The sequence below is a fragment of the Corynebacterium sanguinis genome (assembly GCF_007641235.1).
In the GTDB taxonomy this organism is placed as follows: Bacteria; Actinomycetota; Actinomycetes; order Mycobacteriales; family Mycobacteriaceae; genus Corynebacterium; species Corynebacterium sanguinis.
On the sequence record NZ_CP038157.1, the window covers coordinates 2316039 to 2339889 of the forward strand.

Here is a 23851-nt window from a genome sequence, read left to right on the forward strand (position 1 = left end):
ATCGGGGAGATCTCATCCGGAAGAGGTGCAGACGATGAGCGCCGATCACGACCGCGACGAACGGCGCGCCGGTCCCATCGTCGCCGCAGGGACCGGGCTGCTCCTACTGGCATGCTGCGCGCTTCCGTTGCTGCTCTGCTGCGGCCTGCCGCTCATCGCGGCGGGCGGAGCACTCGCAGGCGTCGGAGGGCTCCTCGGCAATCCCTGGATCATCGGTGCCGGGATCGCCGTCGCGATGGCCGTCACGGCCGGGATGCTCGTCAGGCTACGGCGGCGGCACCGAGGCCGCAGGACTGGCTGCTGCGAAAATCCTTCGACTGCTGATCGGAACCGGTAGCTCGATCGGATCCAGCCATCACCGCCAACGGGGCCACCTCGGCATCCCGCGGCCCTTCCAAGTCTCCACGAGACCGGCGACCCAGCGGACGGACGCGAAGAGTCCGTAGCCGGCCCCGGCGAGGCCCATGGAGACCACGAGCCAGCGACCGATCCCGATCCACACGCTCCCGTCCACGTCGAGGGCCCACTGAGCGCCCGTGATAAGCCCGGCGACGGCCATCCAAACACCCGCGACGATGACTGCGACCGGCAGCAGCGCGAGGCACATCGACGCGGCGACAGACCAAAGCTGACGGGCCTCCAGCTTCGCCGTTGTGGCGATGATCTTTTCGGCCCGCTCGTTCGCGGCGTCAATCTTGGCTGTTGCCACGGCCCCGGCGTCGGCAGCGGCCCTCTCGATCGACTGCACAGCCTGATCCCGGGCCGTGCTGATCGCGCTCGTCGCCTCGGCGCTGGCTTGGGTGATCGACTCCCGCCAGGCCTTCTGCGCACCGTTCGCGGCCCGCTCGAACTTAGCCCGGCTCTCATCGAGATGCTTGGCGGCAGCCTCGGACTTAGAGGCTGAGCCCTTCAGACTCTCCCCGTTGAGGTTCACGCTCATACCCGCGAGAGTGGACGCGATTCCGGCGAGCAGTTCGCTGTTCTCGTTCGACTCCGGCGGCGGCGACGTTGAGGTCAGCTGATGCGAGATCGCGGAGAGCTGCTTCTCCTGCTCCTCGCTGTCCACCTTCACGAACCCCGCGAGCTTCTTCTGCTGCTCGGTCAGCGTGGCGATCCTCGTATTCTGCGCCTCGACGGCGGCGAGGATCGAGGTCAACAGCTCCATCGTCTCCGGACTGCCGAGCGGCTGCGGCGACTGCACGGGCCCGTTCTGCTGCTTCAGCCTGTCGAGCGCTGCGCTCATGTTCCTGCTCCATCTGCTGCTGGTGGTAGTCGAAGAACGCCTGCGCGCCCTCCGGGGTGAAGTCCGCCGAGAGTGCGCTCGTGCGCTTGCGGCGCTCGGCACGCCCGGACTCGCCGCGGCGGTCCTCGATGTAGAGCGTCCAGGTCTCCTGCCCGGCGCGTTTGCCCTTCTTGCTGACGGGGCTGTGCAGCCGCATCCGTGGCACCCGATCCCCGTCATCACCGAGCTGCTGGTTCTGCTCCTCGATCACCGAGACCAGACCGGCCTTGTCCACCGCGCGGGGATCGGCCAGTGCGGCGCTCATCCGGTCGCCCATCTCGCGGTCGAGCGACCCCTCGGCGAAGTCTTCGCGGCGCAGCTCCCAGTCCTTCGGCGCGTGCTCCAGCCGCTTCACGACCGAGAGCCCGTGCTCTCGCATCAGCTCGTCGTTCGCCGACTGCACGCCCTTCTGATTCCCGGCCTTGCGGTCGTGGAACGTGCGATAGTCCGAGAGCGCCTTTCCCGTGCGGTTGTTGTGATTGAGAACCAAAATATGGTTGTGCGGCTTCTTTCCCCGCCCATCCACGTGACTGACGACGAGGCAGTCGGAATCCGGGTGCATCTTCTTGGCGAGCTGGTAGCCCAGGTCGTACACCCGCTGCACGTGTTCGGGGTTCTTCGGGTCGAACTCCTCGTCGCTGAACGACTGGCGGTAGTGCAGCGCCTCGACCTCGCGCGTCGTGTTCTGCGTGAGCGCCCGTGCGCGCGCCGAGAACGCGCCGGGGCCTCCCGGCACTTCGCACGTGATCGCGACGCCCCGCTCGTCCTCCTTCCCGCGGATATAGTGCTCGGTGTCGGCGGCGCTGGTGCTCGGGCTGTAGTGGGTGGTGCTCATGCGACCGTCCGATCCCCGAGCAGGGCGCGGACCTCGCGCAGCAGCTCGATCAGCTCGGGCACCTCCGACGACAGCGCCACCGCCTCACCGGCACGTGCCCGGTGGTCCAGGTCGTTGACGTTGATCGCCAGCGGGCGGATCTGCGCGGCCAGCTCGCGCGCGTCCGCCGACGCCTGCACACGCGCCTCGACCCCGAGCAGGTGCGCGGCCACGGCGGCGTCCAACTCCTCGCTCCGAGAGGCGTGGAGGGCATCGCGTACGACGGTCCGCACCCACGTGCTCGGAGCCAGCCCGAGCCGCTCGCGGAAATCAAGGAGTATTTGGAGGTTATCAATGAGAAGCTCGACGTTCTCCTTCGCCAGCGCAGAATTGATGCGCTGGCCCAGCTTGGCGGTATCCAGTACACGATTGAAGAAGCTGACTAACTCTACCGACGCGATAACAGCGTTTCGGCAACCACTTGGTCGAAGGTCGCCCACCTAGGATCAGAGCTGAATGGCATCGAGTCTTACGCCATCGAACAACTCGATGACGCAGTTGATCGACTTCGGAAGCAGAAGAACAACTCCAAGAAACTTGAAACCCTCCTAGCTGGGTTGAAAGGCGATCTGCCGCTTTGGCTGGGTGTGGCTGCTCGGAGCATCTACCTCCATGATCGGATGTATGTCTTGGAGATCGCCCACGTGAACGAGTTTGAGCCCCGCCAGCTGGATTCTCACCGAGAGGGAATCCACGACGCGCGCAAGGATCGATTGGAATCGACCACCCGACGTCTGCTCGAGATGGATACAGCCGTCCGTGAGACAGCCAAGTTGAGCAATCAGGTCTGGGTGACCAACCCGATTCGCGCACGCCACATCACTGCTCACGCGAACAGTATTCACGACATTATTAGTGTGTTCGCGCAGCATGTGCGGATGAGTGTGGAGGATGCGGAACGTCTCCAGGTCCAAGGCTGGCGTCAATCTGTGATGTCGCTAGCGGGAGACACGGTCGATGCCGCGAACCGCGCCCGTCAGTCAGCGGTGGATCAGGCGCAGAAGGCCACCGAGAAAATTCGCGACATGAACGACGACCGGCTGCTTGCGAAGGCCGCTGAAATCGAAGCCCGGCGGGAGAAAAAGGAGAAAAGAGCTCTCGAATCAACCGACGACGAAGATCAATCTGCGACAGAAACCCGCACAACGCGACGCGGTTTACGTTTCCGTCGAGACGAGAAGAAAGCATAGAGGTTTTCTCCACGAGATAGGTAGCAGTTATGTTCCTGAGAATCCGTTTGAGCAGCGAGGAAGCATCACTCGTAACGAAGCTTGCGCGTGCTGAGGGCGTAACTGTTTCCGAGCTTTGCTCGATCCGCCATCGCGGAAAGAATCGAAGATCTGCAGGAACTTCGCTCAGCCGTCGAGATTGACTCCGGTAGGAAGTTCACGATGGATGAGATTTACCGGGAGGTCGGTCGCTGAGACTTACGTTGCAACTGGGCTGCGGTCTGGGTTGGTTGACGCAGGACGCAAGAACGTAGTATGGGCGGCATGCAGGACTTGACCATCGCGCCCGGCCCGGGGATCCCCGGCGGCCTCGTCGTCGCCGCGGCGGACCTGTCGGAGTGGTTCGCGAAGGCATCGGGCCCGGGCGGCCAGGGCGTCAACACCACCGACAGTAAGGTGCAGCTCTCCATCGACATCGCGGAATGCGCATCGCTTTCCGACACTCAACGCCGCCGCGCCCTCCACAACCTCGAACACCGCCTGGACGGCACGGTGCTCACCGTGAGCGCATCGACGCAGCGGTCGCAGGTCCGCAACCGTGCCGAGGCGCGGGAACGCATGGCCATCTTGTTGCGCGAGGCGCTCGCCCCACCGCCTCCCCCGCGGCGGAAAACGAAGCCGACGCGCGGCTCGGTGCGGCGCCGTCTCGAAGCGAAGAAGCGGCGCTCGGAGTTGAAGTCGACGAGGCGTAAGCCCCAGCTGCCGTAGATCGGGTCGACGCTGCCCCGCCTACGCAGTCATAGAACGAGCCGATGCGACCACCATCCCCATAACCGATGATCGGGTAACGAAACCTACTATCCCACACATCTATGTGCGAAGATGAAGCGGAGATTCGCTCCGAGATTTAGGTTAATCATGGGATTTTTCGCACGACTTTTTGGCAACAAACAAACTTCCGAGAAACCGGCCAAACACAGCGTCCGAGGAAACGCCAGGTTAGCGCCATGGCCACAGAAACCGTTGGAAAAAACTCTCGAGCTACCCGACGAGTCCGGTTTCACTCTTTACGTCTACGATGATTCCGCCTTCTCTTCAGCAAAATATGGAGACGACATCCAGGTCGAGTTCTTCGCTGGGGAAGCCTATTTGAAAAGTAAGAAGTCCGGCTCAGAAATCGATACTCGAGAATCGGACGCTGTCTGCCTACTCCATCGAGGCCACCCCGTAGGAGTCATCTTCTTCGGCAAAGAGCATGCTAAATTCGCCTACACCGATGGGATCCGGCTCCTCGCAAACGCGACCGTCGGGGAAAAGCTCCCCGAACACGGCAACATACGCGGTCTCACGATCCACTTACCCGATTCTTGGACCAAGACCCGCCGACTCATTGAAAACTATGAGCTGAACAAAAGGATTCCTGGCACCGCTCAAACGATTCTTTTTAACGAATGGGACGAAGACGATCACGAGCAACTCCGCGATAGAGCGAAATGGGTGTTCGAAGACGCCAATTTAGAATATTTACCTGTCCCGAAAGGCTCTTCGGCTAAACCACACATCATCGCTACCTCGACAGATGGGCGGAAGATTTTCCGCCTCACAGCCCGCAATTCGGCGTATCGAGAGGTTACCTCAGCCATGGAATCATCCAGCAACTATGTGATTTTGGCGAAACGTCACGAAAGTTACGAGGGTTTGGTCGGGTACCGCATTCAGCTAGCCCATTGGTGAAGCAGAGAAGCCCAAAAACCCGTAGTTCGCTATTTGCCAACCTGTGAGCGAGGCGCAAATTGACAGGTGGGTTACCGAAGCCGAAAACGGTTACGACGTGGAGACGCTGCGCCGACGAGGCATTAAAGAACGCAATCTAAAATGGAGGTCCGACGGAGCGCGACCAAGCACGGCATCGAGCCCCGACGCGTAACTACACGTTAAACTTGAACTCGACCACGTTACGGACGGCACTTACGTCTAACGTCATGAACTTTACGCTCTCAACTGCCAACACGCGCCCTACCTTGCTATACTTAGTGGTGTAGTCGAACGTCGACTACTACCCCGACCGGAGCGGTGCTCCTCCGGCGGAAAAGTTGAAGACCCCGGCACGAGCACACCGGGGCAAGAGGGACTGGCGGGCGACCCACCACCTTCGGATAACAGGGCAGGGTCGCGTGTCGGATCCAAGGGATGGGCTCCTCCGGCTGCCACTGGTGACCCACACTCGCGAGACCGGCGTGACTCCCGGCGCGAGGACAGAGGCCAGAGTCACGGGTTCCGAGCGAGATGGACGCGCCCGGGTAGACCGGCCGATTGCGAACCACACTCGTCGGGCCTGGCGCTCCAGCGACGAGGACAGAGGCCAGAGCGCAGCCGCCCTCATCGGTAGGTGAGGGACTCAAGAGGCGGCCACGAGTACACGGGTATTGACTCCTAGGAGTCCCTGTGTCCTCGACACGCCACGTCCAACCCACTTTTCTCACCCTCCGGCAGGCAGCCGCCGAGGGCTATGCCGCGTACTCCACTCTTCGGAAGTACATCGCTGACGGGCGGCTGCCCGCCGTCAAGGTCGGTTCTCGCGTCAAGGTGCTGCGCACCGACCTCGACGCACTCGCGGTTCCCGTCAGGCCTGCGACCTTCGAAGAGGTCGAGGCTGCCGCAGAACGGCTTGCTGCCTCCGCTCCCCCGCTGAGTGATGCCCAGGCTCGTCGTCTCAGTACGATCTTGGGCGGTGCGGCATGAGCGCCGGGCCCGCGTGCACGAAAGACCTCTTCTTCACGCGCGACACCACTGAAACCCCTGGTAGAACGGCAATGGCGGCACCGCCGTATGGGGAGCAGCCCCATGACGCCGCCGCCGCCGATGCTCGCGACCCGGTCGATGCGGCGGGCTGGTCTCGGACAGTGGTGGCGGACTCGGCGACGTCGCGGAAGCACCCGGCCGAGTTCGAGGTCCTGACTCGTTCAATAGCACGCGGCGCGCGCGGCGCTGCCGGCTTCGGGCAGTACCCCTCGGTGGCCGCGATGTCCACGGATCAGGATTCCATCGTCATCGGCTTCGACACCGAGTTCGTGACTGTCGATCTGATGGATGCCGACCGCGTATGGGTCGGCGAGGACGAGCACATGGTGCGGAAGATTGTGTCCTATCAGTTCGCCGCGATTGACCCTCTCGATGATTCCCAGCTCCGGCTCTGCGTGGTCATCCCCCGGAGCTACAGGGGGCCGCGCGGCTCTCGTACGGCGCGACTGTCCTTCGAGAAGGGCCTTGAGATCGCGATCATGAGCCTGGGTCTTCATGAGCACAGGCTCGCAGTTGGGTGGACTGACAAGGGCGTCTCGGCGCAGTCTGCCATCGGTGACGACGGCAAGTCCCACCCCTCGGTGTGGTTCAAGCACAGTCCCGAGGGGACGCCGAGGGCGTTGCCGATCACCTTGGTCGCGCACTACCAGCACGCCGACCTGACTACTTTCGTCGACCGCCGGAAGGCGATCAACGTCTGGAACCAGGCGTATCCCGGTCGGTCGAAGACGCTGTCTGATCGTGCGGGTTGGGACGGTCGACGTGCCCGGTGGCTGGACGGTCGCGCCCCGGACATTCTCCGCACGGTGATCTCGGCCAGCGCGGGCATGGTGTCGACCAAGCCCGCCCGCATGGTGCTTTCCGGCGAGAACTGGCGGTGGAAGCTGCCGGTGGAAGTCTCGATCCGCGACACGATGGCGCAGAGCGGTGCTGAGCCGCTCAAGGCACTCGGTGCGGCGATCGGGGCGCCGAAGCTGGATGTTCCTGGTGACTGGATCACCCGGATGGACGAGTACTTCGACGTGCATCCTGCGGAGTTCCTCGACTACGCGGCGAATGATGCCGTGATCGCTCTGGAATACGTGAGCCAGCTATACGGCGATCACCGTGCTGTCCCGTTGACCTTGCCCACTGCTGCGGCGAAGGCGGTGAAGGGCCTTATCCAGGACGAGCTGGGCGAGGGGCGCGACTTCAATACCGTCTTCGGCGGACTCCACAAGGTGACGAAGACCCGCGAGGGTGCTGCCGGTGTAGACGAGCAGCAGCTCGACTTCTACCGCGTCCGGGCGCTGGAGCCGATCGACGGTGCTGCGGCGACGTGGATCCATGCTGCGGCGATGAGCTTTCGAGGCGGGTACAACATGTCTGCCGAGCTTGGGCTGTTCGCGCGCGTGACCAGTGACTTCGATCTTCAGTCCTGCTACCCCACGTCCAGTTCGACGATTTGGGATGTCGACTACCAGCACCCCGATGGCGTGATTCTGAAGACGGTGAACAACGCCGACCTCACGCTGTCCGACTTCAAGACCCCACTCACGCCGTTCCTCGGGTTCGTGAGCTTCGAGTTCCCGAGCACGGTCGCGTTCCCTTCGTTGCCGGTTCCGGTCGAGGGGTCGATGGTCTATCCGCTCACAAGCGGTGGTGCTCGTGGGGTCTGGGCAACCGGTCCCGAGGTCTGGCTCGCCCTCACGCTTGGCGCGACTGTGACCTGTCAGATCGGCCACTTCGGACGGGTCCTCACCGATGAGCATGGTGAGCCCTCTCGGCTTCTCCGGGGTGCGTACAAGCAGCTCCTCGATGACCGTGCGCGGGCCAAGGCGGAGTTCGGTGCGAAGTCGTTCGAGCAGAACGTCCTGAAGCTGATGGCGAACTCTCCCTACGGCAAGCTGGCGCAGGGAGTTATGGGCCAGCGGGGCTGGGATGCCTGGGCGCAGGAACGTGATGCGGTCGGCGGGTCCGCGATCACCTCACCCTGGCACGCGTGCATGACTACCGGCCTCGTGCGCGCGGTTCTGCTTGCGACGCTGAACCAGCTTCACAACCTGGGCTACAGCACGCCGTCCTGCACTACGGACGGATTCATCACGGATGCCGATCTGGACGTGGTCGACAGCCTCGACCTTTTCGGGCTCGATCCGATCTGGCGTGAGTCCCGGCTCGCGCTGACCGGTTCGCAGGGGATGTGGGAGCGCAAGCACCAGCAGACCGACCTGCTCAACATCACTACCCGGGCGAACTTCAGCCGACAGCCTGCCGGCGTCCTGGCACACGGTGGCTACAAGCTTCCAGAGGGCATCGAGCAGGACAGCCAGGCCGACCGCGACCTCATGTACGAGCTCATGGCGAGTCGTGAGGGCGCACTTCCGGTGACGATGAAGGTCTTTCCCTCGGTTCAGGAACTGACCCGCATCGACAAGCGGCTGGACTTCGCGCCGCGCGTGGTCCACAAGGAGCAGACCATCGAGTTCGACCGAAAGCGCCGCCCCGTCCCCGATGGGATGTCGGTCGACGTCATCGACATCGACGGCGTCCAGCATGAGGTCGCCCATGTGCACACCGTGCCCTGGGATTCTCCCGAGCAGGCCACGTTGGGGCGTTCGGTCGACCAGGGCCTCAAGGAGTGGGACGACGGCCTCGGCGAACCCGTGTGGATTCGCTCCCCCGTTCGACGGACTGTCGAGCAGTGGAAGGACTACTTTGCGCGGCTCGACGCTCTGCTCGATGAGGACGGTTCGATCGCCCATGCAGCGCAGCTGGAGCACATCGCCAAAGGCATCGTGATCGCCTTCCGCCAGGAGATCATCGACATCCCGTGGCTCCATCCGGGACGGCCTCTGGCAGACAGGCTCGATGCGTTCGAGGCATTCGGGCTGCCTCGCGTGAAGGAGCGGTTCTGGTCGCACGCCCGGTCGAAGGCCGAGCGCCAGATCGACATCGACCTGGAGGCGATCCGCCCCTACGTCAAGTGGATGCAGGCGATCGACCCCTTTGACGAGTCGGCTTCTGCTGGCGCTTCGTGAGGTGGTGACGATGAGCTACAGCCTCGGAGGACTTGCCTTCGCCACCAAGCAGAAAGTCGCCAACCACGCCAGTGCCGTGCTGAACCGAGCGGGGCTCGGGGAGGTCCTGCGCGGTTCCGATGAGTCGTTCGCCCGTGACCTCCTCGCCCACCATCCAGAGGCCGACCGCAAGCACGGCGCTGGCGACTGCTGGATCACCGTCGCCCTCATCCCTGAGTGGGGCACGAGGAACTTTCTCGTCTTTCGGGAGGACGGGTCGATCGACAACTGGTCGATCAAGAAGTGCATCAACAACTTGCGACCGGAAGGTCACTGAACCGAAAGGAACTGACCATGAGCAACAAGACCACGACCAATCTCGACGAGCTGATCGATCAGGAGCGCCGCCGAGCGTCCGAGCGCATCGCCAAGCTCAAGCGTGCTGCCGCTGCCGAGCAGCGTCGCATCGACGAGAAGGTCATCAATCTGCTGCGCGACCAAAGCCCCGATCTCTACGACCGGCTCTCCGAGGAGGCGGCCGATACCTTGGAGGCAGAGAAGGCGAAGAGGTCGAGGCGTGCGAAGAAGGCGGCATCGTCTTCGGGGTCGGCGAACGACGGGACTGCCTCGCAGTCCGTCGATCCCGAGCATGAGGAGGCGGCACCGTGGAACGGCTGACGACTCCGATCCGGGACTTGCGTCAGCGTCCCGGGACCCCCTCGCCCGCAGGGAGCGCAGCGACCGAGGACGAGGGCCAGCGGTTCTTGGAGAACCGAGGCGCTAGCCGAGTGTCCGACAAGAACCCTGCTGGCCGTCTTCCGTACGCCCCGGAGAGCGAGCCCGACTCCCCAAGCAGCGCTGGTCGGGATCGCTCGGAGGGGTGTGCGGAAGACCCGGCTCTGTCAGCGGAGCAGCACCACGACTCCCAGGTGAACACCGGTCGTGGTGCTGCGCAGAGGGCAGGGTCGGCCGAGGCTCCGGTGGAGCCTCGGAACAGCCGTCGTCGGGAGGTCTCTCTCGACGTCCGGCTGACGGTGGCTGATCGCGATGCGATCCGCCGCCGCGCCCAAGTGCTCAGCGTCAAGCCGAGCGCATGGGCTCGTGCCGTCATGCTCGACGCGCTGGACTCGAGGTCCTCGAAGGTCGATCAGCTGGAGAACAACGCGGGAGTGAAGGAGGCGGCGCCCACGTCTCTTGCTCCAGCAGTAGAGCAGCTGCGTCGAGCTGGTGTGAACCTGAACCAGGCGCTCCGCAAGGGTGCTGCCGTCGATGACAGTCTCCTTCACGCGGTGAAGGCCGCGGTGGACGAGGTGCGCGCCTCGCTCGGCGATCGGACACGGGTATGAGCACCGTCAACGTCCGCCCCTCGACCAACGCTGCAGGAGCCGTGGGATACATCCTCTACGGGCGTGACCCTGAGGTGCGAAAGGAGCTCCTCAAGGTCGGATCGACACGTGCAGCCGCATATGCGATGTCCATGGTCGATGGCGGGACGACCCCGTCGGAGTTCATCGCGTGTGCCGAGGCGCACGCCGCTGCTCACGGTCGGGCGAACCAACTTCAGAGCTACGTTCTGGCGTTCCACCCTGACGAGTTCGACGTGACCTCGCAGGCCGACCTTGAGCGCATCCGGGACGTGGCTGTCGAACTCGCGGAGCGCATGCACAGCGCTGACTACATGGTCGCGGTGCACTCTGATTCCGCCGGAGGTCACGGGCATGCACACATCCTGGTCATCAACCACGACAACCTCACCGGTAAGAGCCTCCAGCGGTACACGTCGTGGAAGCACGGACTGCGCCAGCTGAACGACGAGCTGATGGCAGACGAGGGCCTGCGGGTGCTCCCCGATCCCGCGGAGCCGAAGCCCGACTGGGAGCTGCGGCGCGAGGACTTCGCGCCGGGCGGATTCGAGCAGGCCCTCGGGGACAAGGTCTATGACGCACTGACCGACTCGCGATCAACGAATCGCGAGGCGTTCGAGCACGTCCTCGCCGAGCGCGGGGTCACGCTCGCGGTGACGAACCGCGACGGCTGGAGTTACAAGATGCGCCGGGATGACAACGGGAAGCTCGGACGGAAGAAGGCCTCGGCGCTGACACCCGAATTCACCGCCGAAGGTGCTCAAGAGATCTTCGACTATCACGCACAGAAGGGACAGGCTCATGGGAGCGCTGGACAGGATCAAGCAGGCCGACGAGCAGCAGAAGACTACGGAGCTCCTGGAGAACTTGGTCTCACAGCACGACGCCGACATGCAGCAGATCGCGCAGCTGACGAAGACCGTCGCCGACCTGACCGAGTACGTGAAGGTGATGGACGAGGAGCAGATGACGCGGCTGGATCGCCTGTCGACCTCGCGGCAGCACGAGCTTCCCTCCACGCTGCCGCTCGACGCCGAGACGAGGAAGCGGCTGAACGAGATCGAGAAGACGCTGAGCGCCGTCGCGCAGCAGCTGAGCGGCAGCGAAGTCGTGAAGCTGCCCGACGGCTCCTCGGTGACCCGGGCGGACCTGGCCGCGTACTCGATGGCGGCGAAGATCATCGGGGAGCTGAAGATGATGACTTCGGCCTCGGCTGACCTCGCCGAGGCCGTGCGCAAGCGCGGCCACGTCCGTATCGACACGGACAGGCTCACCGAGCACGCTGTGAAGGTACTCGATGACCGACTTGCAAAGGCCGTCGAGGTTCCCGTCCAGAGGGTCGAGAAGACCGTCGAGGGGCTCGAAGAGCGGGCGGTCAGGCTCGGCACCGAGAAGCTCGCCGAGGTGACCGACCGGGCCCGCGAAGTGGTCAGCGCTGTCGGACGGGCCGAGCAGCGAGTCGAGCGGCTCTCGGCGAAGGTCACCTGGGCGACGGTCGGTCGTATGTGCCTTGCCCTCCTCCCGTTCACCGTCGCGTTCGTGATGCTCACGGGGATGGTTGGCGGGATCACGCAGATGCTCGGCCTCGGACCGCTGCTCGGATGGGCCTGGGACTCGTTCGCCGCCGCGAGTGCCTGGTGGGCGAAGGCCCTCATTGCCCTCGCCGCCCTGGGCGGATGCGCTCTATTCGGCTGGCTGCTCTGGTGGCTCGGAAAGAAGCTGTACGAGAGCTATAGGGGCTGGTAGTCGGAAGAAGAGTGAGTGCCCGTAGCCGAAGCTACGGGCACTCTGAACTCAGTCGACGTCGGGGTCATCGCCGAATAGCTCGGCATCGGTGTCGTAATACCCGAGAAGGTCGCGCTGCTGGCGGATCAGCTCGACGGTTGCCTTGTGCAGGGCGAGCAGGTCGTGGAGGTGAGCCTCCTCATCGCTCATCTCGGGGTTGCCGACCCACCAGCGAAACGATTCGGCGTGGCTGTAGGCGTTGGACTCAGCACTCATGATCGTTTTCTTCACAGGTCCCGGAAGACGTACACGGAGATCGCGTCGGCGCGGACCACCGTGTAGTCGTGTTCGAGGTCGCGGGTCCAGGCATCCCAGTTGAAGTAGCGCGCAAGTTCCTCCGGCGCGTCCTTCGGGATGAGGCCGATCTCCTCGGCGAGAGTCTCGGCGTAGTCTCGGAAGCTGCCCCACGTGCCGCAGAACCGCTCCTCGAAGTCGGGAACAGACGGCAGGTCTCCGGTGCCTTCTGAGACGTAGCTTCCGGAGGTCACCCAAGCGAACAGGGCCTCGCGCTGGTGTTCGGGGACGGCGAGGAGGACGCGCGCCCACTCGGCGGCTTCCGCCGGGCTCATTTCGCCCGAGGCGGGGATGTTCTCGTGATCCATGGCCCACAGCTCTTCGCATCCAGGGCGCACGCGATGAGCGCCGCCGTGGACGTCAGCAAGGGTGACCTCGTCGGCGGCCTCGGCGTCGAACCATTCGCCGACGAGACGAGCATTGTTGTAGCAGGCGAGGCAGCCGATCCAGGCTCGGGGCGTGGTGTCGGTGTTAGTTCGGGTGGTCATGGCGGGTCTCCTCTGTGGTCGAGGAGAGCGGCGGGCGCGACAGGCAGTCGTGCTCGGTGAATCGACGCGCTTACGCCACGTCGCCGCTCTCAAGAGGTCTCCCGGCCACGCTCCGCGTGGCTACCCAACCAGGTGGTCTACCTCCAGTCGACGACGACGGATTCTGTCCTGAACCCCTTGCGCCCGCGCGGCTGTGGGAGAAGCGTGATCGTGGCGAGGGCGTCGATGGTCTGACGGCGGAGGTCAAGTGACGCTTCCCGGAATGCTGCGGCAGGGTCATCGACGCCCAGGATCGGCGACAGCGCGCCCGCACGGCTTTGCATCAGCCTTTCGGCCTCCAGCTCCTGGATACGCGCTTCTGCAGCGTCCCGTACGCGCTTGAGGTCGCGTGCCTCAATGATCTCGGCGTCGTAGTCGGCCTCGGCGCGCAGAATGCGCGCTCTCTGGTCGCTGATCGCCGAGTCGATGCCGGCCGCATGCGGCCCACCGTCCGCGACCTCGACCATCACCCTCGCGTCCTTGCGCGCAAGACGCTTGGCGATGACCGTGGTGACGAAGTCGTCGATGGCGGCGCCCGAGCGGACGATGTGGCCCGCGCACTTGTACCCGCGCGGCGCCCCGGTAACCTTCTTCCCACACGTCTCGCCGGTGTCCTCATTGACGTATCCGCACCGGTAGAGCCCGCTGCCGAGGTGCTTGCGCTTGGTCGAGCCGGATGTGTTCGTCACCCGCTCCGTGTCGTCGAGGACTTGCTGTGCCTTCCACCAGGTCTCGTCGTCAACGATCTGCTCCCACTGCCCTCGGATCGGCTCACCGGCGTCGTCTCGGAGGATCTGTGCCTTCCACATCCGGCGCCGCTTCCCATCCGCCTGGGAAAACTTCGGGGTGTACGTGCTCAGCGCCGCGTAACGAGGGTTCCGCAGGATGCCCAGCACGGTCGAGGGAGACCACGGACCGTCCTCGACGATCGACCTAGGTTCGAGGCCCTGCTGCGCGCGGGCGGTGGCGCGCTCGACGCTCACGGTGTGCGTGTGCTTGGGCAGTGGTGTGATCCCATCGATCTGCTCGGTGCCACTGAGAGCCCGGGCGAGCGATCGCAGCGACTCGGGGTGCTCGATCCTGGTGAACAGGTCGTAGATCGCCCTCACGGCCTCAGCCTCGTGGGGGATCACTTCGCCGTCTACGGCGTAGCCGAGTGGGCGCATGCCCTTCGGAGCACGCCCCTGCATGGCGCGCTGACGCTGGGCTGCGGACTGACGGGCACTCTTGCGTTCCATCTCGGCCCGCGCCACAGCCGCCTTGATGCGGGCATACATCCGACCGCCGTCGGTCGAAAGGTCCGCGTCGCCATTGGCCGTGACGAGGGCGAGGCCGCGCAGCTCGGCGGCGTCGATCCAGTCCTCCAGCTGTCGGGGCTGCCGGGTGAGCCTGTCGAGGTCGTAGCAGATGATCGCGTCGAACCGTCCGAGCAAATAGTCGGCGACCATGCGGTCGTAGTCCGGGCGGATGGCGCTCCTGTCGGTGGCGCTCTTCGACTGGTCCACGTAGGTCTCGACGACCTCCCAGCGCCGGAATCGTGCAAGGTTCTCGCAGTCCTCGCGCTGGCGGTCGATAGCGAGCCCGTCCATCTCGCGATCCTGTGAGATTCGGAGGTAAATGGCTGCCTTGCGGGGCGCGGTGGAACGCTCGTTCATGTACCCAGACTACCCTATGACGTAAGCTCCGTACGCAACTGATGATGTCACCATCAGTGCGCATAGTGGTAGAGTTGCGCCATCTGACCAAACGCACAAGATGCCCCAGGAGACAACCATGCCGCAGCTGACGCTCAGCTTCCCCGACCTTGCCGAGCACGCAAGCCGAGTCCACCCCGAGCTTAGGACGCTCGTTCAGGGATTCGCCGAGACCGACCGCGCCCGGTTCACAGAGTCAGCGTCACTGTGTGAGATGTGGATTGACCCCGAATTCAAGAAACTACTCAACACTCTTCAACTCGATGGCCGGCTGCCTAACATCGATACAAACATCGACGCCAACAATGATTTCAAGCGCGTCTTGACGTTTACGTTGCCGGAGGGCGGAGAGACTACGGATGTCCGCGATATCATCCAGCATGCATGGGCGGCAACGGTCGACACATACGCGGGCGCCCTCTACCACCGAGCGAAAGAGATCGCGGCAGGAAACTCGAACTCGAGCTGGACCCCCGACCAAGCCACGAGCGCCCCCACTCTCTAGGGCGCAGGTCCACGTCAGGGCCTATTTCGCTGTCGAAGCGGTGTGAGGGGTAGAGGAGCTCGTCGAGCGCGCAACGGGCAAAGGCAGCGGAGCCCTCTACTCCGACGGCGACGACGCAATCAAGCTCTGGCACGCCCAGCCGACGACATGAGCCGGTCGGCGTAGCCGATGAGACTGGTGATCAGCATGAGAACCTGGATGCAGTTGCGCTTACTGAACTGACGCGAGGAGACGCCATGCACGCTCGCATGGCGCGAGTAGTAGTTCGGCACCTTGTCGCCCTTGTGCTTCCAGAACTGCTCGTGGGCGTTCCAGATCGGCAGCCAGACCATCGCCTCGTGGACACCCATCTCGTCGATGGCGCCCGGCACGTCCGCGCCCTTCTTCCGATTCGTGATGAGGCGTCGGGCGGCCTGGTCGGGGTAGAAGCGGTAGATGAGCGTGTCGAGCGTGACGGTGAACATCGCCTGGGCCGAGCGGAAGTGTCCAGAACGCATCGCGCCGAGCCCGTCGAGTACGAACTTCAGCTCGTCGCCGACTACGTCGCGGTTCGCCTGCTCAAGAACGGTAGCGCAGTCGTCGGTGATCGACTCGTAACAGTCGCCCAGCACCCGCCGACGGCCCGAGCGGTCCTGTGCCCGGAGCAGGCGGAGCGCTGTGCGGCCGCGCGGCACCAGGTAGAGCGGGATGCCCTCTTGCTCGAGGAACTCATGCACTTGATGGGCCTGGACCTCCCCTGCATGGCTCCTCAGATTAGGCGGGAGGAGCGCACGGTTGAACCCGCTCAGTATCTCCGGGTCGAAGAGCGGCTTCAGGGAGCCGCGCAGCCCATCTAGCATCGCGGACTGCTGGCTCGCGATTTGCTTGAGCATCGACTCGATCGATGGGCTGACTCCGACGCCCTTCAGCGCCGGGAAGTCGATCATCGGAGCCGTGAACGTCGGTACGCTCACCACGATTGACGCCACCTGCGACTGGATCCGCTCGCTATACGGTTCGAGCGCATTCTTCACCAGCGCGTCGTAGTCCGGCAGCGCCGACTTCATCTGCTCTCGGATAGGAGCGAGCATCTTCGCGACTGCGGCATCCATGCTGGGCATCAAATACTGCGCGAACCTTGGCGGCAGTCGAAGCCTCGCCCCGACGTCCGCAGCAGAGTCTCGGTCTTGCTCGCTCTCCGAGTTGCGCTCCCTCTCTTGGGCAGGCTTGAGATCGTCCTCTCGATCATCGTCGTCGCGTGTCATGGCACTCTCCTCGTTGCCGCGCTCGCGCAAACAAATGCTGCATCATCGAGGCCGTTGTCAGCACTCTCAGAAACCCTTGCGCACTTCAAGTCGCTGAGTCAGTAGCACCCAACTGTGCAGCAACGTGGGCGGCGAAGATCGGGTCGTCGTGGATGCGGGCGACGACGTCGTCGGCGATCTTGTCCACATCAAGAGGCCCGTCTGGGCCGTCGTACTCCACCGACTGCGCGGGCCACTGGAAGTCGATCCGCGGGGTGTATGCGCTCTCTCCGTCGTCGCCGTAGGCGGTGAGGACATGATCAAAGACAAGCCGCACCTTCGAGGAGAAGATGTCGAGCGTGTAGGGAGTCTCGGGCAGCTCTTGGTCCAGGACTCGTCGGATCGTGCTATCGACGTCATTCATCACGTCGACCTTGCGTCGCCAGTCTTGGACTAGTTTGTCATGGAGATGTTCCAGCAACTTCTTTGCGCTGGCCTTCACCGTGTCGCGCTCGTCGTCGGTGAGCACCGGATCGGGCTGGGTCAGCAGGTCAAAGATCGCTAGCTCTTCCTCGGTCATTCCCTCACGAGCCGACCGTTCTTCCTCCTCGGTCAGGTTCTGCGACAGCTCGATCAAGCGCCGCAGGTACTCGTCGATGTTCACGCTGCCGGAGTTGTAGTCGTCGATCAGCTGCTCGATCCGCTCGACGAGTTCGTACCGGGTGGGGTTGCGCGTCGCCGAGGCGATGGCCTGTTGGCGTAGCAGTTGCGCCAGTCGGTCCGTCTCGGCTCGCTTGCGACCAGCGAGCTTGGCCGACAGACCTTCGAAGTCGATCTGTGACAGGTCAATGAGCGGATCGGGTTTGGTCCCCTCGGCAGCGGCTCGGATGACATATTCCTCGGCACCTACGGAGCGGTCGAGCAGTGCGTCCACCGCATCCGTGACCGAACCGAGGTCCGCCTCGGCCGGCCGTGTGACCTCCGCGATGCGCTCGGCGAGCACCCTGATCGCTGCGACGTTGCGTTGCTGCGCAGCAGCCTTGGGGTCGGGCAGGAGGGCCTTGAAGAGCTTCCGCACCTGGCGTGCCTTCTGCTGGAAGTCGGTGCGTGTGCCCTCGTCGACGAGTAGCGCCTCGACAGCTGCGTCGCGCTTGGCGACGTGGTCGAATCCTTCGGCGTCGCGCATCGCAGCAAGGTCGACTCCGACGCCGGTGCAGAAGGCGAACAGGTCGGCCACGGCAGCGTCCAGCTCGGCGGCGAGGGCGTCGATGATTTCGATCGGTGAGTCGCCGGCGTTCGCGGCCCCGTAGATCGCCAACGCCTTCTCCAGGTTCCGGAAGACACCGACGTAGTCGACGATCAACCCGTTGTCCTTCTCCGGGAAGACCCGGTTGGCCCTGGCGATCGTCTGCATCAACGTATGATTACGCATCGGCCGGTCGAGGTAGACCGTCGAGACACTGGGCGCGTCGAAGCCGGTCATCCACATCGCGCAGACGAACACGAGCCGCAGCGGGTCCTGGGCGTCCTTAAACTTCTCGGCCAGGTCCTCGCGGATCATCCGCTCGCGGTGCGGTCGGATGTCGAGGCCCTGTTCGTCAAGCATCTTCAGCTCGTTCTGGCTCTGCGAGACCACGACCGCCATGTCGGTGGTCTCCATGAGCTCGATCCGCGATGCCAGCCACGGACGCTCGAGCTCTGGCAACGCGTCATGCTCCGCCTTCAGGTCAGCCAGATGCTCGGTCCAGGCTTCTCGGACGAGGTTGTACATCCGCACGGCTGCGGCCTTGTCGAGCCCGACGTACATCGCCTTGCCGGTGAAGCCCCGGCCGACGAAGTGGGTCACGAGGTCCTTGGCGATCGTCTTCAGGCGCTCAGGACGTGTCAGCAGCGTGTATTGCGTACCGAACGCCCGAGCGAGCTGGCCCTCGGCGTCCTCGTCGAGCTCGGCCTCCTCGAGGAGTTCGTTGAGTTCCTCGGAGAAATTCTCGTTGACCAGCTGCAGCTCGGGAATGCGGTTCTCGTAGTACAACGGGACCGTCGCGCCGTCCTCGATCGCGTCGCGGAAGCTGTAGACGCTGACGTAGTCACCGAACTGCTCGCGCGTGGCCTGCTCCTCACCGACAATCAGCGGTGTGCCGGTGAAGCCCATCATCGAGGCGTTCGGTAGCGCAGTGCGCATGTTCAGGGCGAGTGTGTCGTACTGGCTTCGGTGCGCCTCGTCGGTGATGACGATGACATCCGAACGGGTTGAGAGAACCGGCATCTGCCGCTCCCCCAACGCCTTCGACGGCTGGAACTTGTGGATCAACGTGAACACGTACCGGTGGTCAGCCGCCAGCAGCTCACGCAGGTGCGCCACGGAGTCTGCGTGCACCCTGGCCTCGGGCGAGATCGCCCCGGCGTCGGCGAACTCCCCGTGGAGCTGAGTGTCGAGCTCGGTGCGGTCGGTGACCATGACAAACGTCCACCTGCCCGGCACCCGTCGCAGCACCTTCTGGCTGAACCACAGCATCGACAGCGACTTGCCCGAGCCCTGGGTATGCCAGAAGACTCCCAGGCGCTTGTCCTGCTCAGCACGCGCCCGGTGCAGGTTCTCGATCGCGGCGTTGACTCCGAGGAACTGGTGGGATCGCGCGAGAACCTTGATCAGGCCACCGGGCCGCTCCATGTACGCGACGAAGTTCTCTAGTAGGTCTAGCAGAACGGACGGGTCGCAGGTACCTCGAAGCGCAGTCTCCAGGGCGACCGCACCGCGGGTGCCGTGGGCGTCGATGACCTTCCAGTCGTTGAAGAACTCCCACGGCGCGTAAGTTGACCCGACCTTCGCCTGGCTTCCATTGGACAGCAACACGAAGCAGTTAGGGATGAATAGCTGCGGGATGGTGTCGCGGTAGTCGGTCAAGTTGTTGTCGTAGGCCGCCTTGACCGACTCGTTGGGCTCCTTGAACTCCATCAGCACTAGCGGTACCCCGTTGACGAACAGCGCCAGATCCAGCCGCCGGCTGTGCAGGTTGCCCTTGACCCACATCTGCTGCACCGCCAGCAAGTCATTGTTCGATGAATCCTTGAAGTCGAGGAACCGTAAGGTCTCCATCTGCTTCACGCCCTGGTCGTCAACCCACTCGGCCAGATAGCCGTCACGCAGCAGATCATAGACTTCCCGATTGGCGCGGACGCGGTCCATGGCCGATCGGTCCTTGGTGAGGACCTCAACGGCCTCATCGATCGAGGTATCGGGCACATACTCGGGGTTGAGCTTGCGCATAGCAAGCCGCAGCCGGTGAACGAGCACGGCATCGCGTTGGGAGTCGCGCCCCAGGCTGCCCCCGGGTCCCAGGATCTCCTGGAAGGCGTCGACTGGAGTCCAGCCGAGCTCCACCAGAAGCTCGATGCTCGGCTTCTCGACGTACCAGTACTCCGGGCCCGTGGGAGTCATTCCGCCACCTGTTCCGCTACAGCCGCGTCCAAGTCAAGCGAGGTTACGTCAATTTTGCCCGTCACCAGCTTTGGCAGCAGCAGGTCGCGCAGATTGGTGAGCCGCGCATTCTCGAACATCAGCGCCTCGGCCATTTCGAGCTGATCCCGAGCGATCTCGGTGAATTGCCCAGCGATCGCAGACGGCGGCAGCGCAACGGGCCACCGGCCGAGCACCTTCCAATCGGCCCGAGGCATTTTCGTGCCGTTGGACGTTGCGGTCGCATGAGCGACGAGCTCGCCGCTGGACAGCACGAAGACTGCCTGCCCCCAGTGTTCCGAAGCTGGTCGTAGCACGATGGCATCCGTGGAGCAGATGCCGTCGATTGGCGCGACGCTGACCTTGTGGAAGTACGGCCGAATCTTGCCGAACAAAACGTCTCCCTTCTCGAAGACGCCCTTCCGACTCCCCTGATCACCTGCGGTACCCCATGAATCGAGGGTGATCTGCTTACGCGGTATATGCTCCAGCCCGACTGCGGGTGTCTCGGCATCGATCGCGGCAGGGTCAACGGTGTCTCTAATTAGCTGGACGAGGTCATTAAGCTCTCCGACCTGCCACCCCTCGGGTATCAGGCCGAGGGCCGAGTCGACCATGGGCACGTCCTCGTGGCCGGGGTAACGGAACTTCACGAACCACTCACGGTAGATGGCCCGCGCCATCTCCTCCAGCACCTCCACCCGCCGCCGATTGTTCTCGATCAGGTCGTCAAGCGCGCCGAGGACTTCACCGATCCGCACCTGTGTTTCGAGATCGGGAGTCCGGACCGGTATCGCCGAGAACGCCGACTTATTGATGATCGGTGTAGCGGCCCCGCTCGCCCCTTGAGTGACGGTCGGCGCAAGGTGACGTAGAAGGGAATACAAGAAGCGACTGTCGGTATGTGGGCCTGGAATGACCGTGTTGATCTGCTGATTGGTAATGGCCTCGGTCTCGACCAGACACACCTTGCCGATCGTCGCTCCGATGCACACGAACGCTGCTGATCCGGGTGGAACGACGCGGGTCCTGAGGCCGTCACGGCCTGACTGGGAGAGCCAGCGCTCAGGTCGCGGGCGTCGATTACCAAAGGTGATGTCACTTGGAGTGACGAAGGGCAAATCATCCCCGAACCAATCTGGATGCTTGGACGGAGGTGTGCTTCCCGTGACGACCCTTCCGAGGCCCCCAATGGTCGTGTCGCGCCACCCGCTCATACTTCGAGGATTCCTTGAACGGCCGCATCGACCTTGGATCGCAGCAGATCGGCCTCGACACTTAGCGCAGTGAACTCCTCGTGCAGGCGCTGCAGGTCTCCCATGAAGTCGACATCTACCTCATCGACCGCCGCGGTACCGGTGTAGCGGCCAGGGTTGAGACTCCAGCCCTGTTCCTCGATTTCGGCGCGGGTGGCGATCTTGCACAGGCCTCCGACGTCGACATACTTCCCGTCGGGGAAGTTCTCGGCCAACAGCGCTTCGCTGCCGTCGACGGTCTCGACGTCCTCGCCACGGTAGAGCCGCACCACATTGGCTAGGAACTCGATCTGATCGGCTGTGAAGTCACGGTGAGCGCGGTCGATCTGCCGGAAGATGTGGCGAGCGTCGAGGAACAATACGGTGTCCTCGCGCGGGGTGCCGACCTTGGCCTTGTCAAGGAACCACAATGTCACCGGCAGGGTAACGGTATAGAAGAAGTTGGAACTAATCGCGACCATCACGTCCACGGTGCCGGACTCGATCAGTTGCTTGCGGATCTCCTTCTCAGAGTGGCCCGCGTCGCCTGCGGAGTTCGCCATGACGAAGCCGGCACGGCCGGTCGGGGACAGCGCAGCGTAGAACTGCTGGATCCACAGGAAGTTGCCGTTGTCGGCCCTGGGCAGGCCGAACGGGAACCGCCTGTCACCGGCGAGCTGGTCCTTCTTGATCTTGTCGACGTTGAAGGGCGGGTTGGCCATCACGTAGTCGAAGGCACCCACGGCGCTGTGCGGGTCCTCGTAGTAGCTGTTGGCCTGCCGGATGTCCCCGGACAGCCCGTGCAATGCCAGGTTCATCTTGGCCAGCGGGACGGTGTCGTCGGTCTTTTCAACACCGAGAATCGAGAGTTGACGGCTGGCCGACTCGTTGTGGCGCTCGACGAACTTCGCACACTGGACAAACATGCCGCCCGACCCGCAGGCAGGGTCGAACACACGCCCCTGGAAGGGCTCGAGGATCTCGACGATGAGCCGGACGATGGAGTACGGGGTGAAGTACTCGCCGCCGCCCTTCCCTTCCTGCGCGGCGAAGTTGGACAGGAAGTCCTCGTAGATGAATCCGAAGGCGTCACCCGAGAGCTGGGTGGGCAACGGCGCGAAGAGTCGAAGCAGCTCGATCAAGGTCGAGCGCTCGAGCTTCCGGTACCCGCGCGGCAGGATGTCCTTCAGCTCCGGGTTGGCTGCCTCGATGGCATTGATCGCATCGTCGGTGGCTTTGCCGACATCGGCACCCTCGGGCAGATCGACAAGGTGGGAGAGCCGAGACTCAGCGGGGACGTACAGCACCGATTTTGCCTTGTAGTCCGCGACCGTCGCGGGGTTACGTGCGCTGGAGTTGGCCTCAACCTCTTCGCGGACGGTCTCGAAACGGTTCTCGGCGTACGCGAGGAACACCAAGCCGAGGACTGGGTCGCGATACTGGACAGGCGTCAGCTTGGAGTTCGCGCGCAACTCGTCCGCGGCGCTCCACAGCGTCGCGCGAACCTTGGCAAGATCAGTTGTCTTCATTTCTTACTCCCAGACGTAAGCCCCGTCCTAAACTCCACCACGTCGCCGTCGGCCATGACGTAGTCCTTGCCCTCCATGCGCACTTTACCCTTGGCGCGCGCCTCCGCCATGGAGCCGAGCTCGTCCAAGTCGTCGAACGCGACGATCTCTGCCTTGATAAAGCCCTTCTCAAAGTCGCTGTGGATCACGCCCGCGGCCTTCGGCGCGGTGTCGCCCTGGCGGATGGTCCACGCGCGGGACTCCTTCGGGCCGGCGGTGAGGTAGGTCTGCAGGCCGAGGGTCTCAAACCCGGCCCGGGCCAGGGTCGACAGGCCCGGCTCGTCCTGGCCGACGGCGGCGAGGAGCTCGGCCGCGTCGTCGTCGTCAAGCTCGAGCAGCTCGGTCTCGGTCTGGGCGTCGAGGAAGACGGCCTCCGCGGGGGCGACGAGATCGCGCAGCTCCTGCTTGCGCGCCTCGTCCGTGAGCACGGCCTCGTCGGAGTTGAACACGTAGAGGAACGGCTTGGCCGTCATCAGGTGCAGGTCCCGCAGCAGGGCCAGGTCGATCTCGCCGGCCTTGGCGGCGGCGAAGAGCGTCCGGTCGTCCTCGAGCACGGCCTGGGCCTTCTTCGCCTCGGCGGCGGCCGCAGCGGCGTCCTTGTCCTTGCGGCCGTCCTTCTCCAGGCGCGGCAGGGCCTTCTCAATGGTCTGCAGATCCGCGAGGATCAGCTCCGTGTTGATCACGGAGATGTCGTTGGCGGGGTCGACCTTGCCGTCGACGTGGATCACGTTGTCGTCGGCAAACGCGCGCACCACCTGGCAGATCGCGTCGGCCTCACGGATGTTGGCCAAAAAGGCGTTGCCCATGCCCTCACCCTCGGACGCGCCCTTGACAATGCCGGCAATGTCCACGAACGACACGGTCGCCGGCAGGATGCGCTCGGAGGAGAAGATCTCCGCCAAGCGCGTCAGCCGCTCGTCCGGCAGCTCGACCAGGCCGACGTTGGGCTCTATCGTGGCGAACGGGTAGTTCGCCGCGAGGACGTCGTTACGCGTTAGGGCATTGAACAGGGTGGACTTGCCCACGTTAGGCAGTCCGACGATTCCAAGAGTAAGGCTCACGGAGTCTCATCC

General features: G+C 63.9%; 23 protein-coding genes and 1 pseudogene. 12 read left to right on the forward strand and 12 right to left on the reverse strand.

Features of this window, described 5'->3' with window-relative positions; translation table 11 throughout:
- Nucleotides 1-34 precede the first annotated feature (34 nt).
- Nucleotides 35-337, forward strand: a complete 303-nt coding sequence (locus E3227_RS11180) for a hypothetical protein (protein ID WP_081275423.1) — start codon at nucleotides 35-37, stop codon at nucleotides 335-337.
- Between the two features lie 18 nt (nucleotides 338-355).
- Here E3227_RS11180 and E3227_RS11185 read toward each other — a convergent pair whose 3' ends face one another.
- From E3227_RS11185 to E3227_RS11780, 3 genes are read right to left on the reverse strand one after another with little or no spacing between them, the layout of a single operon-like run.
- On the reverse strand, nucleotides 356-940 hold the full coding sequence (locus E3227_RS11185) for a hypothetical protein (RefSeq protein ID WP_246062694.1): 585 nt from the start codon (nucleotides 938-940) through the stop codon (nucleotides 356-358).
- A complete protein-coding gene (locus E3227_RS11190) occupies nucleotides 894-2117 on the reverse strand; it encodes a relaxase/mobilization nuclease domain-containing protein (protein WP_144318525.1) in 1224 nt (407 codons plus the stop codon). Before E3227_RS11190 ends, E3227_RS11185 begins: the two co-directional genes overlap by 47 nt.
- Nucleotides 2114-2596: a hypothetical protein gene (locus tag E3227_RS11780; RefSeq protein WP_246062695.1), complete on the reverse strand. Its 483-nt coding sequence runs from the start codon at nucleotides 2594-2596 to the stop codon at nucleotides 2114-2116. The genes E3227_RS11190 and E3227_RS11780 overlap by 4 nt, the downstream gene beginning before the upstream one ends.
- Before the next feature lie 204 nt (nucleotides 2597-2800).
- Between E3227_RS11780 and E3227_RS11200 the strand changes: the two genes are divergently transcribed.
- From E3227_RS11200 to E3227_RS11965, 9 genes and pseudogenes are all read left to right on the forward strand, one after another.
- A complete protein-coding gene (locus tag E3227_RS11200; protein ID WP_246062696.1) occupies nucleotides 2801-3346 on the forward strand; it encodes a hypothetical protein in 546 nt (181 codons plus the stop codon).
- A 303-nt stretch (nucleotides 3347-3649) separates the two neighbouring features.
- On the forward strand, nucleotides 3650-4093 hold the full coding sequence (gene arfB, locus E3227_RS11210; protein ID WP_092151999.1) for an alternative ribosome rescue aminoacyl-tRNA hydrolase ArfB: 444 nt from the start codon (nucleotides 3650-3652) through the stop codon (nucleotides 4091-4093).
- Nucleotides 4094-4243: 150 nt separating this feature from the next.
- The gene (locus E3227_RS11215) at nucleotides 4244-5059 is read left to right on the forward strand and encodes a hypothetical protein (RefSeq protein WP_144318526.1); all 816 of its coding nucleotides are present in this window, start codon (nucleotides 4244-4246) and stop codon (nucleotides 5057-5059) included.
- Nucleotides 5060-5770: 711 nt separating this feature from the next.
- On the forward strand, nucleotides 5771-6067 hold the full coding sequence (locus E3227_RS11220; protein WP_144318527.1) for an excisionase family DNA-binding protein: 297 nt from the start codon (nucleotides 5771-5773) through the stop codon (nucleotides 6065-6067).
- The gene (locus E3227_RS11225) at nucleotides 6064-9147 is read left to right on the forward strand and encodes a DNA-directed DNA polymerase (protein ID WP_211346229.1); all 3084 of its coding nucleotides are present in this window, start codon (nucleotides 6064-6066) and stop codon (nucleotides 9145-9147) included. The genes E3227_RS11220 and E3227_RS11225 overlap by 4 nt, the downstream gene beginning before the upstream one ends.
- A 10-nt stretch (nucleotides 9148-9157) precedes the next feature.
- Nucleotides 9158-9463, forward strand: a complete 306-nt coding sequence (locus E3227_RS11230; protein ID WP_144318528.1) for a DCL family protein — start codon at nucleotides 9158-9160, stop codon at nucleotides 9461-9463.
- Nucleotides 9464-9480: 17 nt separating this feature from the next.
- Entirely contained in the window at nucleotides 9481-9804 is a 324-nt protein-coding gene (locus E3227_RS11235) for a hypothetical protein (RefSeq protein ID WP_144318529.1), read from the forward strand.
- A 110-nt stretch (nucleotides 9805-9914) separates the two neighbouring features.
- Nucleotides 9915-10472 carry a plasmid mobilization protein gene (locus E3227_RS11240; protein WP_211346230.1) on the forward strand — a complete coding sequence of 186 codons (558 nt, stop codon included), beginning with the start codon at nucleotides 9915-9917 and terminating at the stop codon, nucleotides 10470-10472.
- Between the two features lie 131 nt (nucleotides 10473-10603).
- Nucleotides 10604-10903 (forward strand): annotated as a pseudogene (locus tag E3227_RS11965) (relaxase/mobilization nuclease domain-containing protein); the annotation flags it as partial.
- A gap of 183 nt (nucleotides 10904-11086) precedes the next feature.
- Here E3227_RS11965 and E3227_RS11785 read toward each other — a convergent pair.
- On the reverse strand, nucleotides 11087-11293 hold the full coding sequence (locus E3227_RS11785) for a hypothetical protein (protein ID WP_246062697.1): 207 nt from the start codon (nucleotides 11291-11293) through the stop codon (nucleotides 11087-11089).
- Here E3227_RS11785 and E3227_RS11250 point away from each other — a divergent pair.
- Entirely contained in the window at nucleotides 11292-12236 is a 945-nt protein-coding gene (locus tag E3227_RS11250; protein WP_144318530.1) for a hypothetical protein, read from the forward strand. The genes E3227_RS11785 and E3227_RS11250 overlap by 2 nt on opposite strands.
- 48 nt (nucleotides 12237-12284) lie before the next feature.
- On the opposite strand, the gene E3227_RS11255 is transcribed toward E3227_RS11250, so the two are convergent.
- The 3 genes from E3227_RS11255 to E3227_RS11265 form a co-directional block, all read right to left on the reverse strand.
- Complete coding sequence (locus E3227_RS11255) at nucleotides 12285-12491, reverse strand: hypothetical protein (RefSeq protein WP_211346231.1); 207 nt, start codon at nucleotides 12489-12491, stop codon at nucleotides 12285-12287.
- Nucleotides 12492-12502: 11 nt separating this feature from the next.
- Nucleotides 12503-13057, reverse strand: coding sequence for an antirestriction protein ArdA (locus tag E3227_RS11260; RefSeq protein ID WP_144318532.1), 555 nt, complete (start codon nucleotides 13055-13057; stop codon nucleotides 12503-12505).
- A 137-nt stretch (nucleotides 13058-13194) separates the two neighbouring features.
- On the reverse strand, nucleotides 13195-14751 hold the full coding sequence (locus E3227_RS11265; protein ID WP_144318533.1) for a recombinase family protein: 1557 nt from the start codon (nucleotides 14749-14751) through the stop codon (nucleotides 13195-13197).
- A gap of 118 nt (nucleotides 14752-14869) precedes the next feature.
- On the opposite strand from E3227_RS11265, the gene E3227_RS11270 reads away from it, so the two are divergent.
- Nucleotides 14870-15295, forward strand: coding sequence for a hypothetical protein (locus E3227_RS11270; protein ID WP_144318534.1), 426 nt, complete (start codon nucleotides 14870-14872; stop codon nucleotides 15293-15295).
- A gap of 119 nt (nucleotides 15296-15414) precedes the next feature.
- Here E3227_RS11270 and E3227_RS11275 read toward each other — a convergent pair whose 3' ends face one another.
- The 5 genes from E3227_RS11275 to ychF all read right to left on the reverse strand — a co-directional run bounded on the left by E3227_RS11275 (nucleotide 15415) and on the right by ychF (nucleotide 23839).
- On the reverse strand, nucleotides 15415-16539 hold the full coding sequence (locus E3227_RS11275) for a hypothetical protein (RefSeq protein ID WP_068106041.1): 1125 nt from the start codon (nucleotides 16537-16539) through the stop codon (nucleotides 15415-15417).
- 85 nt (nucleotides 16540-16624) lie between these two features.
- On the reverse strand, nucleotides 16625-19957 hold the full coding sequence (locus E3227_RS11280; RefSeq protein WP_144318535.1) for a type I restriction endonuclease subunit R: 3333 nt from the start codon (nucleotides 19955-19957) through the stop codon (nucleotides 16625-16627).
- Nucleotides 19954-21192 (reverse strand): restriction endonuclease subunit S, encoded by a 1239-nt coding sequence (locus E3227_RS11285; RefSeq protein WP_144318536.1) that lies wholly within the window; start codon nucleotides 21190-21192, stop codon nucleotides 19954-19956. The genes E3227_RS11280 and E3227_RS11285 overlap by 4 nt, the downstream gene beginning before the upstream one ends.
- The gene (locus E3227_RS11290; protein ID WP_144318537.1) at nucleotides 21189-22739 is read right to left on the reverse strand and encodes a type I restriction-modification system subunit M; all 1551 of its coding nucleotides are present in this window, start codon (nucleotides 22737-22739) and stop codon (nucleotides 21189-21191) included. Before E3227_RS11290 ends, E3227_RS11285 begins: the two co-directional genes overlap by 4 nt.
- Complete coding sequence (ychF, locus tag E3227_RS11295) at nucleotides 22736-23839, reverse strand: redox-regulated ATPase YchF (protein ID WP_144318538.1); 1104 nt, start codon at nucleotides 23837-23839, stop codon at nucleotides 22736-22738. The genes E3227_RS11290 and ychF overlap by 4 nt, the downstream gene beginning before the upstream one ends.
- Nucleotides 23840-23851 lie beyond the last annotated feature (12 nt).

What these genes read in the sequence shown, in the direction of transcription:
- E3227_RS11180 (WP_081275423.1), top strand. Translation starts at nt 35, where the DNA reads ATGAGCGCCGATCACGACCGCGACGAACGGCGCGCCGGTCCCATCGTC.
- E3227_RS11185 (WP_246062694.1), bottom strand. Translation starts at nt 940, where the DNA reads ATGAGCGTGAACCTCAACGGGGAGAGTCTGAAGGGCTCAGCCTCTAAG.
- E3227_RS11190 (WP_144318525.1), bottom strand. Translation starts at nt 2,117, where the DNA reads ATGAGCACCACCCACTACAGCCCGAGCACCAGCGCCGCCGACACCGAG.
- arfB (WP_092151999.1), top strand. Translation starts at nt 3,650, where the DNA reads ATGCAGGACTTGACCATCGCGCCCGGCCCGGGGATCCCCGGCGGCCTC.
- E3227_RS11215 (WP_144318526.1), top strand. Translation starts at nt 4,244, where the DNA reads ATGGGATTTTTCGCACGACTTTTTGGCAACAAACAAACTTCCGAGAAA.
- E3227_RS11225 (WP_211346229.1), top strand. Translation starts at nt 6,064, where the DNA reads ATGAGCGCCGGGCCCGCGTGCACGAAAGACCTCTTCTTCACGCGCGAC.
- E3227_RS11230 (WP_144318528.1), top strand. Translation starts at nt 9,158, where the DNA reads ATGAGCTACAGCCTCGGAGGACTTGCCTTCGCCACCAAGCAGAAAGTC.
- E3227_RS11235 (WP_144318529.1), top strand. Translation starts at nt 9,481, where the DNA reads ATGAGCAACAAGACCACGACCAATCTCGACGAGCTGATCGATCAGGAG.
- E3227_RS11250 (WP_144318530.1), top strand. Translation starts at nt 11,292, where the DNA reads ATGGGAGCGCTGGACAGGATCAAGCAGGCCGACGAGCAGCAGAAGACT.
- E3227_RS11785 (WP_246062697.1), bottom strand. Translation starts at nt 11,293, where the DNA reads ATGAGCCTGTCCCTTCTGTGCGTGATAGTCGAAGATCTCTTGAGCACC.
- E3227_RS11255 (WP_211346231.1), bottom strand. Translation starts at nt 12,491, where the DNA reads ATGAGTGCTGAGTCCAACGCCTACAGCCACGCCGAATCGTTTCGCTGG.
- E3227_RS11260 (WP_144318532.1), bottom strand. Translation starts at nt 13,057, where the DNA reads ATGACCACCCGAACTAACACCGACACCACGCCCCGAGCCTGGATCGGC.
- E3227_RS11265 (WP_144318533.1), bottom strand. Translation starts at nt 14,751, where the DNA reads ATGAACGAGCGTTCCACCGCGCCCCGCAAGGCAGCCATTTACCTCCGA.
- E3227_RS11270 (WP_144318534.1), top strand. Translation starts at nt 14,870, where the DNA reads ATGCCGCAGCTGACGCTCAGCTTCCCCGACCTTGCCGAGCACGCAAGC.
- E3227_RS11275 (WP_068106041.1), bottom strand. Translation starts at nt 16,539, where the DNA reads ATGACACGCGACGACGATGATCGAGAGGACGATCTCAAGCCTGCCCAA.
- E3227_RS11280 (WP_144318535.1), bottom strand. Translation starts at nt 19,957, where the DNA reads ATGACTCCCACGGGCCCGGAGTACTGGTACGTCGAGAAGCCGAGCATC.
- E3227_RS11285 (WP_144318536.1), bottom strand. Translation starts at nt 21,192, where the DNA reads ATGAGCGGGTGGCGCGACACGACCATTGGGGGCCTCGGAAGGGTCGTC.
- E3227_RS11290 (WP_144318537.1), bottom strand. Translation starts at nt 22,739, where the DNA reads ATGAAGACAACTGATCTTGCCAAGGTTCGCGCGACGCTGTGGAGCGCC.